This is a genomic window from Streptomyces griseus subsp. griseus (assembly GCF_003610995.1).
Classification (GTDB): Bacteria; Actinomycetota; Actinomycetes; order Streptomycetales; family Streptomycetaceae; genus Streptomyces.
This window is the reverse complement of the sequence record NZ_CP032543.1, coordinates 869,991-885,204: the sequence shown is the minus strand read 5'-3', so window position 1 is coordinate 885,204 and position 15,214 is coordinate 869,991. Positions and strand designations below refer to the sequence as shown.

At 66.5% G+C, this 15,214-nt stretch carries 6 protein-coding genes, 3 rRNA genes and 1 pseudogene; 7 read left to right on the top strand and 3 right to left on the bottom strand.

Translation table 11 applies throughout. The features are described 5' to 3' along the window. Positions 1 to 29: 29 nt before the first annotated feature. The gene (locus D6270_RS04060; protein WP_109166696.1) at positions 30 to 596 is read left to right on the top strand and encodes an NUDIX domain-containing protein; all 567 of its coding nucleotides are present in this window, start codon (positions 30 to 32) and stop codon (positions 594 to 596) included. 116 nt (positions 597 to 712) lie between these two features. On the opposite strand, the pseudogene D6270_RS04055 reads toward D6270_RS04060, so the two are convergent. Beyond that, positions 713 to 3,075: pseudogene (locus D6270_RS04055) on the bottom strand (glycoside hydrolase family 31 protein). 214 nt (positions 3,076 to 3,289) lie between these two features. On the opposite strand from D6270_RS04055, the gene D6270_RS04050 reads away from it, so the two are divergent. After that, a complete protein-coding gene (locus tag D6270_RS04050) occupies positions 3,290 to 5,269 on the top strand; it encodes an acetoacetate--CoA ligase (RefSeq protein WP_109166698.1) in 1,980 nt (659 codons plus the stop codon). 63 nt (positions 5,270 to 5,332) lie between these two features. Then, positions 5,333 to 6,277 (top strand): DUF8829 domain-containing protein, encoded by a 945-nt coding sequence (locus tag D6270_RS04045; protein WP_109166699.1) that lies wholly within the window; start codon positions 5,333 to 5,335, stop codon positions 6,275 to 6,277. Between the two features lie 69 nt (positions 6,278 to 6,346). Here D6270_RS04045 and ptsP read toward each other — a convergent pair whose 3' ends face one another. After that, positions 6,347 to 8,017, bottom strand: a complete 1,671-nt coding sequence (gene ptsP / locus D6270_RS04040) for a phosphoenolpyruvate--protein phosphotransferase (protein WP_109166700.1) — start codon at positions 8,015 to 8,017, stop codon at positions 6,347 to 6,349. 76 nt (positions 8,018 to 8,093) lie between these two features. After that, positions 8,094 to 8,543, bottom strand: coding sequence for a PTS sugar transporter subunit IIA (locus tag D6270_RS04035; RefSeq protein ID WP_109166701.1), 450 nt, complete (start codon positions 8,541 to 8,543; stop codon positions 8,094 to 8,096). A 715-nt stretch (positions 8,544 to 9,258) separates the two neighbouring features. Between D6270_RS04035 and D6270_RS04025 the strand changes: the two genes are divergently transcribed. From D6270_RS04025 to D6270_RS04010, 4 genes are all read left to right on the top strand, one after another. Beyond that, a 16S ribosomal RNA gene (locus D6270_RS04025) occupies positions 9,259 to 10,784 on the top strand. 306 nt (positions 10,785 to 11,090) lie between these two features. Continuing rightward, positions 11,091 to 14,215 (top strand): 23S ribosomal RNA (locus tag D6270_RS04020). Between the two features lie 77 nt (positions 14,216 to 14,292). Then, positions 14,293 to 14,409, top strand: a 5S ribosomal RNA gene (gene rrf, locus D6270_RS04015). The 16S, 23S and 5S rRNA genes sit together here, the layout of an rRNA operon. Positions 14,410 to 14,568: 159 nt before the next feature. Further along, positions 14,569 to 15,177: a cardiolipin synthase ClsA gene (locus D6270_RS04010; RefSeq protein ID WP_015607274.1), complete on the top strand. Its 609-nt coding sequence runs from the start codon at positions 14,569 to 14,571 to the stop codon at positions 15,175 to 15,177. Positions 15,178 to 15,214: the final 37 nt, after the last annotated feature.

Below are 15,214 nucleotides of genomic sequence, written 5' to 3'. Positions count from 1 at the left end.
GCGGAAGGACGATCGGATACAGTCCGCCCGTGTCCGAGCCCACCGACAGCCCCGCCCCGACGACCGGTCGGCAGCCGACCCCGTACTTCAGGGACTCCCACTGCTCCACCTGCGGAGCCCCGTACCCCGCCCCGGCTGCCCCCGGCACTTGGCCCCGCACCTGCCCGCGCTGCGGTACCACCGCCTACCGCAATCCGCTCCCGGTCGCCGTGGCCCTGCTCCCCGTGACCGGCCCGGACCCGGCCGGACTCGTCGTCATCACGCGCACCATCCAGCCGCAGAAGGGCGGCACGGCGCTCCCAGGGGGCTTCATCGACCACGCCGAGGACTGGCGCCACGCGGTCGTCCGCGAACTGCGCGAGGAGACCGGGATCGAGGCCGACGAACACAGCGTCCGCCTCGCCGACGCCCTCAGCTCCGCCGCCGGCCACCTCCTGCTCTTCGGCCTCCTCCCGCACCGGCCCCTCGCGAGCCTGCCGCCCTCCGTCCCCACCCATGAGACGTCGGGGTACGAGATCCTCCACGCGCCGCGCCCGCTGGCCTTCCCGCTGCACACGGAAGCGGTGAACGCCTGGTTCGCGGGCCGCTACGGCTGAGGCGTACGGGGCTCCGCCCCAGAGGTCCCGCCCCAATGGATCAGAGGCTCCGCCCCAGAGGATCCAGAGGCCCCGCGCCAAAAGATCCGCCGATCGCGCCTCCCCGAAGCGCCCCGCTACCCCTCCACCCCCCGAACCCGCACCGGAAGCCCCACCGCCCCCGCCCCCTCGCCGCCGTCCCGCGCCACCACGACTTCCTCGCCCTCCCACCGCGACGCATAACGCTCCACCTCGGCCTCGGCCCACCCGTCACCCGGGTCCCGGACCACAAGACCGCCCCCGGTGCGCCCCGGCGCCGGAGCCCACACCTCCAGCTCCAGGTCACCGTCCGCGTCCCGCACCGGAATCACCGCCCCCGCCCGCGCCAGCACCGGAATGCGGGAGAGCGGCGCGTCGACCACCACCGGCCCCGGCCCCTCGTACGCCCGCCCGGTCGCCGTGTCGTACCAGCGCCCCCGGGGCAGCCGCACCACCCTCCGGTCCGCCCCGCTCTCCAGCACCGGCGCCACCAGCAGCGCATCGCCCAGCAGAAACGCGTCCTCGCACCCCCGCAACGCCCGGTCGCCCGGCGCCGCCCACCACACCGGCCGCACGTAGGGCGCCCCCGAGAGCCGCGCCACATGCGAGAGCGTCACGAAGTACGGGTGCAGCCGCTCCCGCTCCAGCAGCGCCGCCCGCGCGTGCTCCAGCACCTCGGGCCCGAACTCCCACGGCTCGCGGCGCCCCGCGTCGATCGCCGCATGGGTCCGGAACAGCGGCAGATACGCGCCCAGCTGGAACCACCGCAGATACAGCTCCGGCGACGGGAACCCGTCGAACCCGCCCACATCCGGACCCGAGTACGGCACCCCGCACAGCCCGAGACCCAGCACCAGCGACAACGAGGCCCGCAGCCCCGGCCACCCGGTCGACACATCACCGGACCAGGTGCCCCCGTACCGCTGCATCCCCGCCCACCCCGACCGCGAGAACAGGAACGGCCGCTCCTCAGGACGCAGCCGGAGCAGCCCCTCGCACCCGGCACGCGCCATCGCCAGCCCGTACACGTTGTGCGCCTCACGGTGGTCGCCGCCCGCGCCCTCCAGGACGTGCCGGGCCGAACGCGGCAACGACGTATCCCCGAACGCGGCGAACGACACCGGCTCGTTCATGTCGTGCCAGACCCCGGAGAAGCCCTGCGCAAGCCGCTCCCCGTACAGAGATCCCCACCATTCCCGCACAACCGGATCGGTGAAATCCGGATAGACACAGGCCCCGGGCCACACCTCGCCCACCACCACCCGCCCCCGCGCGTCCCGGACGTACGCCCCACGCTCCCCGAGTTCCACACCCGCGTCGAACACCGCGTCCCCGGGCGCCGCCTTCACCGCCGGATCCACGATCGACACCAGCCGTACGCCCTCGTCCCGCAGCTCCTTCGCCAGCTCGGGCAGGGCGGGGAACCGCTCCCGGTCCACCGTGAACACCCGGTGCGCGTCGTAGTGGTCGATGTCGAGGTGCAGCACCGACAGCGGAAGCCCCCGCTCCCGGTACCCGGCCACCACCCGCCGCACCTCCCGCTCACTCCCGAAACCCCACCGGGCGTGCTGCGGCCCCAACGCCCACGACGGCGGCACCGCCGGCGCACCCGTCAGCGCCGTCCACCCCCGCAGCACCCGCGCCGGCGTCCCCGCCACCACCCAGCACCGCAGCGGCCCGCCCTCCATCCGCACCTCGCACGTCCCCGGCCGGTCGTGCCCGGAGCCCGCGCCCTCCTCGCCCTCGCGCACCACGACCCGGCCCGCCCAGGTGTTGTCGTGGAACGCCAGATGGGTGCCCGCGTCCGACACCACCACCTGCACCGGCATCGTCAGATACAGCGGATCGTCCCCCGGACCGAACCGCCCGCCCGGGTCCGTGTTCCACAGCCCGTACGCCCCGTCCCGCAGCCGGGGCCCCGACGCCCGCCCGCCGAGCCCGAAGAACCGCGCGTCCGCCGGCACCTCCGACCGCTGCACCCACCGCACCGCACCCCCGCCCACCGGTTCCCACCAGCGCGGCGGCAGCTCACGCCGCAGCAGCACCCCGCCCGGCGTCCGCAGCTCCACCGCACCGGTCCGCGACACCACCACCGTCAGCCGCTCGGAGACCACCTGCCAGCCGCCGTCCTTGTCCGGCTCCAGCACCGCCCGCGGATCCGCCCCGGGCACCTCACCCGCCAACGCGTACGACGGCAGCGGATCCGCCCCGTCCCACGCCCAGAACACCGCACCGCCCACCGCCACCCGGATCCGCAGCTCCGAACGGGCGAACCGCACCACACCCCCGCCCGGGCCCGGCTCCGCCCCCACCAGCGCACCGGGCACCCGGGCCCGCTCCGCACCGCGCGGGGCAGCGCACGCGCATCCGCCGACCGCCGCCGCCACGCCGCGCGCACCGTGCGCAGCCCCCGTACCGAACCGACCAACCTCACCCGACGTACCAGGTCACGACCGTCCATGGCGCACACCCTGCCACCCGCCCGGACCGCAGAACCCCCCGTTCAACTCCCGTTCACCCGCTCCGGCCGAAGAATCGAAGCCCCCCTCACGCCGGCCCACTCTGGTGCCGAAGACGATCACATGGCATCGTCCGTGTCAGCCGCTCACGCGCACACCCCAGCCCGTGCGCGCCGACACGCCACCCGCGTACCCGTCCAGCCAGGGAGCCGCCCCATGACCTCAGCCACGCCCGACGCCCCCCTCTGGCAGCCCAGCCCCGAGCGCGTCGAAGCCGCGGCCGTGACCCGCTTCCAGACGTGGGCCGCGAGCCGCTTCGGCGCCCCGGCCGACGGCGGGTACGAGGCCCTGCACCGCTGGTCCACCGACGAGCTGGACACCTTCTGGCAGGCCGTCGCCGAGTGGTTCGACATCCGCTTCTCCACCCCGTACGACAGCGTCCTCGGCAACCGCACCATGCCCGGCGCCACCTGGTTCCCCGGCGCCACCCTCAACTACGCCGAACACGCCCTGCGCACCGCCGAGGACCCGGCCCGCGCCGACAGCCCCGCCCTCCTGCACGTCGACGAGACGCACACCCAGGTCCCCATCAGCTGGGCCGACCTCCGCCGCCAGGTCGGCGCGCTCGCCGCCGAACTCCGTGCCATCGGCGTCACCCCCGGCGACCGCGTCAGCGGCTACCTGCCCAACATCCCGCAGGCCGTCGTCGCCTTCCTCGCCACCGCGGCCGTCGGCGGCGTCTGGACCTCCTGCGCCCCCGACTTCGGCGCCCGCAGCGTCCTCGACCGATTCCAGCAGATCGAGCCCGTCGTCCTCTTCACCGTCGACGGCTACCGCTACGGCGGCAAGGAGCACGACCGTACGGAGACCGTCGCCGAACTCCGCCGCGAACTGCCCACGCTCCGCGCCGTCGTCCACATCCCGCTGCTGGGCACCGACGCCCCCGAAGGCGCCCTCGCCTGGGCCGCCCTCACCTCCGCCGACACCGAGCCGGTCTTCGAACAGGTCCCCTTCGATCACCCGCTCTGGGTCCTCTACTCCTCCGGCACCACCGGCCTGCCCAAGGCCATCGTCCAGTCCCAGGGCGGCATCCTGCTCGAACACTTCAAGCAGCTCGGCCTCCACTGCGACCTCGGCCCCGAGGACCGCTTCTTCTGGTACACCTCCACCGGCTGGATGATGTGGAACTTCCTCGTCTCCGGCCTCCTCACCGGCACCACCGTCGTCCTGTACGACGGCAGCCCCGGCCACCCCGACGTCAGCGCCCAGTGGCGGGTCGCCGAACAGACCGGCGCCACCCTCTACGGCACCTCCGCCGCGTACGTCATGGCCTGTCGCAAGGCCGACATCCACCCGGGCCGCGACTTCGACCTCTCCCGCATCCAGTGCGTCGCCACCACCGGCTCCCCGCTCCCGCCCGACGGCTTCCGCTGGCTCCACGACGAGGTGGCCGACGACCTCTGGATCGCCTCGGTCAGCGGCGGCACCGACGTCTGTTCCTGCTTCGCCGGAGCCGTCCCCACGCTCCCCGTGCACATCGGCGAACTCCAGGCCCCGTGCCTCGGGACCGACCTCCAGTCCTGGGACCCGGCGGGCAAGCCCCTCATCGACGAGGTCGGTGAACTGGTCGTCACCAACCCGCTCCCGTCCATGCCGATCCGCTTCTGGAACGACCCCGACGGCAGCCGCTACCACGACAGCTACTTCGACATGTACCCCGGTGTCTGGCGCCACGGCGACTGGATCACCATCACCGACCACGGCTCGGTGATCATCCACGGCCGCTCCGACTCCACCCTGAACCGCCAGGGCGTCCGCATGGGCTCCGCCGACATCTACGAGGCCGTCGAACGGCTCCCCGAGATCCGCGAGTCCCTCGTCATCGGCCTCGAGGAGCCCGACGGCGGCTACTGGATGCCGCTCTTCGTCCACCTCGCCGAAGGCGCCACCCTCGACGACGACCTGCGCGCCGCGATCAAGGCGACCATCCGCGAGAACCTCTCCCCGCGCCACGTACCGGACGAGGTCATCGAGGTCCCCGCCATCCCGCACACCCTCACCGGCAAGCGCATCGAGGTCCCGGTCAAGCGCCTGCTCCAGGGCACCGAGCTGGCCAAGGCGGTCAACCCGGGCTCCGTCGACAACCTGGACCTGCTCCACTTCTACGCCGAACTGGCCGCGAGCCGCCGCCGCTAGGCCGCCTGTCAGTCCCCCTGGTTACGCTGAGTGAGCAAGATTTCACCGCGCACAGGGGGACACATGGCGCAGCAGGAAAACACCAAGCGCACCATCAAGCCGAACACCAAACGCAGCCCGAAACACGGCACCGCGAGCACAACCCTGCGTCGCACACTGCGCCGCGAAGCCCCCAGCACCGTCGGCCTCCTGGTCGACGAGCAGGACTTCGCGGCCATGCGGCGCTACCGCACCTTCCCCTTCGACGACCACGCCGCCTATCTGCACCAGGTCGAAGGCCTGCTCAAGTCCATGACCGCCCAGGGCATGCACACCACGGTGGCGCTCTTCGACCCCGAGGACTACGCCGAGTTCTGCGCGGAGTCCGGACTCGACGCGGACACCGGCGCCAGCCGCAGCCGCTTCACCGCCGAGATCGCCGCCGCCGGAGCCACGATCGCCTACACCGGCCAACGCCTCACCGACCTCATCCCGCTCCTGGTCTCCCGCGCGGTCCGCCAGGCCACCTGGGAGTACGCCACCCTTCTCCTCGCCGACCTCGGAGCCTGCGCGGACTGCGGCCAGGACATCGGACGAGCGGCCTTCGACCGGGCTTCCCACCTTCTGACGCGCCTGCTGGAGACGGCCGGACCGGGCACCCACCACCTGGTCTGCTCCACCCCGACGGATAACGACCAGCTCCTGGCAGTGCTCCACACCCACCGCGACGCCACGGGCCCGGTTCGCCTCGACGCCTCGGAAGGAGCGGAGTTCGCCACCGTGCTCGCGGTGGCGATCGCCCTGGAGACACCCGGGGGAGTGGTGCTCCGCACCAGCACCCCCGACAGCCCCGACCGCGTCCACGGCTGGCGGCTGACCCACGGAGCCCTCGCCCCGCTCACCGCCGGCGAGGTCTTCAACGCCTACTGCACCGACGCCGACACCGGGGAGCCCGTCTCCCCGGAATCCGGCGTGGAGTATTGCGCGGGGTTCGACATCGGAGCCGACCCGGCGGAACCCCACCGCTGACCGGACACACAGCAGGAGGGGCTCCCCGCCACCAGGCGGGAAGCCCCTCCGACAGCCGGCTCGCCGCGACTACTCGCCGGACAGCACCGCCTGAGCCGCGCTGCGCGCCTCGTCGGCGGAGTCGGCCGAACGGGCGGCGTTGGCCGCACGCTCGCACTGGGCCAGCGTGTACTTGGCCAGCGTGGCGCGCACATAGGGGATGGACGCGGCACCCATGGAGAGCGAGGTGACGCCCAGACCGGTCAGCACACAGGCCAGCAGCGGATCCGCGGCGGCCTCACCACAGACACCACAGCTCTTGCCCTCGGCACGGGCCGCCTCGGCGGACAGCGCGACCAGATCGAGCAGCGCCGGCTGCCACGGGTCCTGGAGCCGCGACACCGCGCCCACCTGACGGTCGGCCGCGAAGGTGTACTGCGCCAGGTCGTTGGTGCCCAGCGACAGGAACTCCACCTCCTGGAGGATCGACCGCGCCCGCAGAGCGGCGGACGGAATCTCCACCATCGCGCCGAACTTCGCCTGCAGCCCCGCCTCACGGCACGCGTCCGCGAACGCCTTGGCGTCGATGCGGTCGGCCACCATGGGCGCCATGACCTCCAGGTACACCGGCAGACCCTCGGCGGCCTTCGCCAGCGCGGTCAGCTGGGTACGCAGCACCTCGGGGTGGTCCAGCAGGCTGCGCAGCCCCCGCACACCGAGCGCCGGGTTCGGCTCGTCGGCCGGCGTCAGGAAGTCCAGCGGCTTGTCGGCACCGGCGTCCAGTACGCGTACGACGACACGCCCCTCGGGGAACGCCTCCAGCACCGCTCGGTAGGCCTCGACCTGCTTCTCCTCGGAAGGAGCCTGCTTGCTGTCGTCCAGGAAGAGGAACTCGGTGCGGAACAGCCCGACACCCTCGGCCCCCGCCTCGACCGCCGCGGGCACATCGCCCGGACCGCCGACATTGGCCAGCAGCGGCACCTTGTGCCCGTCCGAAGTGGCACCCGGACCGGTGGAGGAGGACAGTGCGGCCTTACGAGCAGCCGCGGCGGCCTCCATCTCCGCGCGCTTCTCCGCGCTCGGGTCGACGAAGATCTCGCCGGTGCTGCCGTCCACCGCCACGACCGTGCCCTCGGCCAGCTCACCGGCGCCGGGCAGAGCCACCACGGCCGGAACGCCGAGCGCCCGGGCCAGGATGGCGCTGTGGCTGGTCGGCCCGCCCTCCTCGGTGACGAAACCGAGCACCAGGGTCGGGTCGAGAAGCGCCGTGTCGGCCGGCGCCAGGTCGCGCGCGATCAGGACGTACGGCTCGTCGCTGTCCGGCACCCCGGGCATCGGTACACCGAGCAGCCGCGCCACGATCCGGTTCCGTACGTCGTCCAGGTCGGCGACCCGCCCCGCCAGGTACTCACCGGCGTTGGCCAGCAGCGCCCGGTACGCGGCGAACGCGTCGTACACCGCGCGCTCGGCGGTGCTGCCCACGGCGATCCGCCGCTCGACATCGGACATCAGCTCGGGGTCCTGCGCCATCATGGCCTGCGCCTCGAGCACGTGCTGTGCCTCGCCGCCCGCCAGGTTGCCGCGCGCGACGAGATCGGCGGCCACGGCCTCCACCGCCTGCCGGGCACGCCCCTGTTCGCGCCCCGCCTCCTCGGTGGGAATCGATTTGGCGGGCGGCTCCAGCACCGCCGTACCCATGTGCCGAACCTCGCCGATGGCCACACCGTGGCTCACGCCGACGCCTCGCAGCGTTGTCTCCATTTCACCCGTCTCCGGTTGTGCGGCGACCGTGTCGCCGCGGTGGTTGTGCAACTGGCCTGTCACTGCGTCCGAGGTGTCACTGCCAGCCGAACAGCGTGTCGCCGACCTTCACGTCCCCGTCCTCACGGACCTCGGAGAGCGACTCGGCGGTGGCCTCCAGGGCAACGATCGGGCAGATGGGTGACTTGCCGGCCGCCTCGACGCCGACCGGGTCCCAGCGCACGATGCTCTGGCCCCGGGTCACCGTGTCCCCCTTGTTGACGAGCAGCTCGAAGCCCTCGCCGTTCAGCTGGACGGTGTCGATACCGAGGTGCGTCAGAACCCCGTGCCCGTCGGCGTCGACGACGACGAACGCGTGGGGGTGCAGGGAGACGACGATGCCGTCGACAGGCGATACGGCCTCGGAGGGCTCGCGTACGGGGTCGATGGCGGTGCCGGGACCGACCATCGCGCCGGAGAAGACCGGGTCGGGAACCGCGGTGAGTCCGATGGCGCGTCCAGCGAGAGGGGACGTCACGTTGGTCATGGGGAGCCTCCCAGGGGGTGGAGATTCAGGTGTCGCCGCCGCGGCTGATGTGGGGACGGCGTACTGCTCAGCAGAGTAAGTCATATGAAGTCCCGGTTCCGCCCGAGACCGCCCGGTTGACAGGTCTAGGGGTACACCGCAAGCGATTTGCCTCGATCCCCGGCGGCCTGTACTGTCGTACTCCTGCCTGACCCCAACGCGACTTTGAGTCGGGGGTCGGCGGCGACCTTTAAGCCCAGATCCTAACCCTTAGCCCTCCTTCGGCATGCCCGCGGGACGTGGTCAAGGAAGCAGAAAAGGCCTGATAGAGTCGGACTCGCCGAAAGGGAAAGACGCGAAAGCGAATTACCTGGAAGCAGAAATAAGCAAAACCGCTTGACCCGCTTCGACCGGGAATCGGACACGAAAGAGTCTGATAGAGTCAGAAACGCAGGACAGCAAGACAAAGAAACACGAAGGGAAGCGCCCGGAGGGCCCCGGTGATACGGGACCGAAGGAAGCGTCCGTTCCTTGAGAACTCAACAGCGTGCCAAAAGTCAACGCCAGATATGTTGATACCCCGGCCTGCTTCGGCAGGTTGGTGGTTCCTTTGAAAGTCCTACTGGCTCACTTCGGTGACGGTAGGCAATTACACAGCGAGGACGCTGTGAACAACGGGTCTTATTCCGACTGGTTGTTCCGCTCTCGTGTGTGTGCACCCGATTACGGGTAAACATTCACGGAGAGTTTGATCCTGGCTCAGGACGAACGCTGGCGGCGTGCTTAACACATGCAAGTCGAACGATGAAGCCTTTCGGGGTGGATTAGTGGCGAACGGGTGAGTAACACGTGGGCAATCTGCCCTTCACTCTGGGACAAGCCCTGGAAACGGGGTCTAATACCGGATAACACTCTGTCCTGCATGGGACGGGGTTAAAAGCTCCGGCGGTGAAGGATGAGCCCGCGGCCTATCAGCTTGTTGGTGGGGTAATGGCCTACCAAGGCGACGACGGGTAGCCGGCCTGAGAGGGCGACCGGCCACACTGGGACTGAGACACGGCCCAGACTCCTACGGGAGGCAGCAGTGGGGAATATTGCACAATGGGCGAAAGCCTGATGCAGCGACGCCGCGTGAGGGATGACGGCCTTCGGGTTGTAAACCTCTTTCAGCAGGGAAGAAGCGAAAGTGACGGTACCTGCAGAAGAAGCGCCGGCTAACTACGTGCCAGCAGCCGCGGTAATACGTAGGGCGCAAGCGTTGTCCGGAATTATTGGGCGTAAAGAGCTCGTAGGCGGCTTGTCACGTCGGATGTGAAAGCCCGGGGCTTAACCCCGGGTCTGCATTCGATACGGGCTAGCTAGAGTGTGGTAGGGGAGATCGGAATTCCTGGTGTAGCGGTGAAATGCGCAGATATCAGGAGGAACACCGGTGGCGAAGGCGGATCTCTGGGCCATTACTGACGCTGAGGAGCGAAAGCGTGGGGAGCGAACAGGATTAGATACCCTGGTAGTCCACGCCGTAAACGTTGGGAACTAGGTGTTGGCGACATTCCACGTCGTCGGTGCCGCAGCTAACGCATTAAGTTCCCCGCCTGGGGAGTACGGCCGCAAGGCTAAAACTCAAAGGAATTGACGGGGGCCCGCACAAGCAGCGGAGCATGTGGCTTAATTCGACGCAACGCGAAGAACCTTACCAAGGCTTGACATATACCGGAAAGCATCAGAGATGGTGCCCCCCTTGTGGTCGGTATACAGGTGGTGCATGGCTGTCGTCAGCTCGTGTCGTGAGATGTTGGGTTAAGTCCCGCAACGAGCGCAACCCTTGTTCTGTGTTGCCAGCATGCCCTTCGGGGTGATGGGGACTCACAGGAGACTGCCGGGGTCAACTCGGAGGAAGGTGGGGACGACGTCAAGTCATCATGCCCCTTATGTCTTGGGCTGCACACGTGCTACAATGGCCGGTACAATGAGCTGCGATGCCGCGAGGCGGAGCGAATCTCAAAAAGCCGGTCTCAGTTCGGATTGGGGTCTGCAACTCGACCCCATGAAGTCGGAGTTGCTAGTAATCGCAGATCAGCATTGCTGCGGTGAATACGTTCCCGGGCCTTGTACACACCGCCCGTCACGTCACGAAAGTCGGTAACACCCGAAGCCGGTGGCCCAACCCCTTGTGGGAGGGAGCTGTCGAAGGTGGGACTGGCGATTGGGACGAAGTCGTAACAAGGTAGCCGTACCGGAAGGTGCGGCTGGATCACCTCCTTTCTAAGGAGCATCTAGATCCCTTCGGGGATCCAGAGCCACTACGTCGGCAAATGTTCGACGGTGGTCAGCTCATGGGTGGAACGTTGACTATTCAGTACCGGGTGGTTCATCCGGGTCGTGAGTACTGCCCTTCGGGGCGTGGAAAGCGGACCGAGTGAATTCCGGGTACTGGGCACGCTGTTGGGTGTCTGAAGGTATGGCCGTGATGGCTGCCTTCTTTCCGGCCCCGGTGAACTCGTCCGCAAGGACGGGGTGATGGGTGGCTGGTCGTTGTTTGAGAACTGCACAGTGGACGCGAGCATCTGTGGCCAAGTTTTTAAGGGCGCACGGTGGATGCCTTGGCACCAGGAACCGATGAAGGACGTGGGAGGCCACGATAGTCCCCGGGGAGCTGTCAACCAAGCTTTGATCCGGGGGTTTCCGAATGGGGAAACCCGGCAGTCGTCATGGGCTGTCTCCCGCTGCTGAACACATAGGCAGTGTGGAGGGAACGAGGGGAAGTGAAACATCTCAGTACCCTCAGGAAGAGAAAACAACCGTGATTCCGGGAGTAGTGGCGAGCGAAACTGGATGAGGCCAAACCGTATGCGTGTGATACCCGGCAGGGGTTGCGCTTACGGGGTTGTGGGATCTCTCTTTCATAGTCTGCCGGCTGTGAGACGAGTCAGAAACCGTTGGTGTAGGCGAAGGACATGCGAAAGGTCCGGCGTAGAGGGTAAGACCCCCGTAGCTGAAACATCAACGGCTCGTTTGAGAGACACCCAAGTAGCACGGGGCCCGAGAAATCCCGTGTGAATCTGGCGGGACCACCCGCTAAGCCTAAATATTCCCTGGTGACCGATAGCGGATAGTACCGTGAGGGAATGGTGAAAAGTACCGCGGGAGCGGAGTGAAATAGTACCTGAAACCGTGTGCCTACAAGCCGTGGGAGCGTCGCTGGCAGCACTTGTGCTGTCAGTCGTGACTGCGTGCCTTTTGAAGAATGAGCCTGCGAGTTAGCGGTGTGTAGCGAGGTTAACCCGTGTGGGGAAGCCGTAGCGAAAGCGAGTCCGAACAGGGCGTTTGAGTTGCACGCTCTAGACCCGAAGCGGAGTGATCTAGCCATGGGCAGGTTGAAGCGGAGGTAAGACTTCGTGGAGGACCGAACCCACCAGGGTTGAAAACCTGGGGGATGACCTGTGGTTAGGGGTGAAAGGCCAATCAAACTCCGTGATAGCTGGTTCTCCCCGAAATGCATTTAGGTGCAGCGTCGTGTGTTTCTTGCCGGAGGTAGAGCACTGGATAGGCGATGGGCCCTACCGGGTTACTGACCTTAGCCAAACTCCGAATGCCGGTAAGTGAGAGCGCGGCAGTGAGACTGTGGGGGATAAGCTCCATGGTCGAGAGGGAAACAGCCCAGAGCATCGACTAAGGCCCCTAAGCGTACGCTAAGTGGGAAAGGATGTGGAGTCGCAGAGACAACCAGGAGGTTGGCTTAGAAGCAGCCACCCTTGAAAGAGTGCGTAATAGCTCACTGGTCAAGTGATTCCGCGCCGACAATGTAGCGGGGCTCAAGCGTACCGCCGAAGTCGTGTCATTCACACATATAGGGCCAACGCCTGTGTGGATGGGTAGGGGAGCGTCGTGTGCCGGGTGAAGCAGCCGCGGAAGCGAGTTGTGGACGGTTCACGAGTGAGAATGCAGGCATGAGTAGCGATACACACGTGAGAAACGTGTGCGCCGATTGACTAAGGGTTCCTGGGTCAAGCTGATCTGCCCAGGGTAAGTCGGGACCTAAGGCGAGGCCGACAGGCGTAGTCGATGGACAACCGGTTGATATTCCGGTACCCGCTTTGAAACGCCCAGTACTGAATCAGGCGATGCTAAGTCCGTGAAGCCGGCCCGATCTCTTCGGAGTTGAGGGTAGTGGTGGAGCCGATGAACCAGACTTGTAGTAGGTAAGCGATGGGGTGACGCAGGAAGGTAGTCCAGCCCGGGCGGTGGTTGTCCCGGGGTAAGGGTGTAGGACGCACGGTAGGTAAATCCGTCGTGCATGATGTCTGAGACCTGATGCCGAGCCGATTGTGGTGAAGTGGATGATCCTATGCTGTCGAGAAAAGCCTCTAGCGAGTTTCATGGCGGCCCGTACCCTAAACCGACTCAGGTGGTCAGGTAGAGAATACCGAGGCGTTCGGGTGAACTATGGTTAAGGAACTCGGCAAAATGCCCCCGTAACTTCGGGAGAAGGGGGGCCATTCCTGGTGATAGCACGTGCTGCTTGAGCTGGGGGTGGCCGCAGAGACCAGCGAGAAGCGACTGTTTACTAAAAACACAGGTCCGTGCGAAGCCGTAAGGCGATGTATACGGACTGACGCCTGCCCGGTGCTGGAACGTTAAGGGGACCGGTTAGTGCACTTTCGGGTGTGCGAAGCTGAGAACTTAAGCGCCAGTAAACGGCGGTGGTAACTATAACCATCCTAAGGTAGCGAAATTCCTTGTCGGGTAAGTTCCGACCTGCACGAATGGCGTAACGACTTCTCGACTGTCTCAACCATAGGCCCGGTGAAATTGCACTACGAGTAAAGATGCTCGTTTCGCGCAGCAGGACGGAAAGACCCCGGGACCTTTACTATAGTTTGATATTGGTGTTCGGTTCGGCTTGTGTAGGATAGGTGGGAGACTTTGAAGCGGCCACGCCAGTGGTTGTGGAGTCGTCGTTGAAATACCACTCTGGTCGTGCTGGATGTCTAACCTGGGTCCGTGATCCGGATCAGGGACAGTGTCTGATGGGTAGTTTAACTGGGGCGGTTGCCTCCTAAAGAGTAACGGAGGCGCCCAAAGGTTCCCTCAGCCTGGTTGGCAATCAGGTGTTGAGTGTAAGTGCACAAGGGAGCTTGACTGTGAGACCGACGGGTCGAGCAGGGACGAAAGTCGGGACTAGTGATCCGGCAGTGGCTTGTGGAAGCGCTGTCGCTCAACGGATAAAAGGTACCCCGGGGATAACAGGCTGATCTTCCCCAAGAGTCCATATCGACGGGATGGTTTGGCACCTCGATGTCGGCTCGTCGCATCCTGGGGCTGGAGTCGGTCCCAAGGGTTGGGCTGTTCGCCCATTAAAGCGGTACGCGAGCTGGGTTTAGAACGTCGTGAGACAGTTCGGTCCCTATCCGCTGTGCGCGTAGGAATATTGAGAAGGGCTGTCCCTAGTACGAGAGGACCGGGACGGACGAACCTCTGGTGTGCCAGTTGTCCTGCCAAGGGCATGGCTGGTTGGCTACGTTCGGAAAGGATAACCGCTGAAAGCATCTAAGCGGGAAGCCTGCTTCGAGATGAGTATTCCCACCCTCTTGAAGGGTTAAGGCTCCCAGTAGACGACTGGGTTGATAGGCCAGATGTGGAAGCCCTGTAAGGGGTGGAGCTGACTGGTACTAATAGGCCGAGGGCTTGTCCTCAGTTGCTCGCGTCCACTGTGTTAGTTCTGAAATAACGAACGGCCGTGTTTTTGTCCGGTGTTCTAATTTCATAGTGTTTCGGTGGTCATTGCGTTAGGGAAACGCCCGGTTACATTCCGAACCCGGAAGCTAAGCCTTTCAGCGCCGATGGTACTGCAGGGGGGACCCTGTGGGAGAGTAGGACGCCGCCGAACAATTTTTCCGGGAAAGCCCCGCACCCTTGTGGTGCGGGGCTTTCCTGCGTTCCGGACCCGCGGCGGTCCCGTCTCCGCCCACCCCTGTGCAGGTGTCGGCCGAGGCTGAGGGTAAGGTCGGGGGGCATCATTCGCACGTTCCTCACAGGAGGCTCCCGGGTGGAGGTCCAGGAGACTCGGGTCCAGACGGACCGGGTCCTCACCATCCCCAACATCCTCAGCATGGCTCGCCTTGTCGGGGTACCGCTCTTCCTGTGGCTGATTCTCCGCCCCGTGTTCGGCGGCCCCAACAGCGACGGCTGGGCGCTGCTGGTGCTGATGCTCAGTGGCATCAGCGACTACCTCGACGGCAAGCTCGCCCGTCGGTGGAACCAGATCAGCAGTCTCGGCCGACTCCTGGACCCGGCTGCCGACCGGCTCTACATCCTCTCGACGCTCCTCGGCCTCACCTGGCGCGAGATCCTGCCGCTCTGGCTCACCGCCGCTCTGCTGGCCCGGGAGCTGATGCTGCTCGTGATGGTGGCCATCCTGCGGCGCCACGGTTATCCGCCGCCGCAGGTCAACTTCCTCGGGAAAGCTGCAACTTTCAACCTGATGTACGCGTTCCCCTTGTTGCTGCTCAGCGATGGGAGTGGTTGGCTGGCTACCGTGGCCGCCATTTTCGGATGGGCGTTCGCAGGATGGGGTACAACCCTGTATTGGTGGGCAGGGATCCTTTACGTGGTCCAGGTCCGCCGGCTCGTCAAGGCGGATGCAGTAGCCGATTGAGCTCGTTGACGCGGTGCCGTGCAGTGTGGCCGGCCCG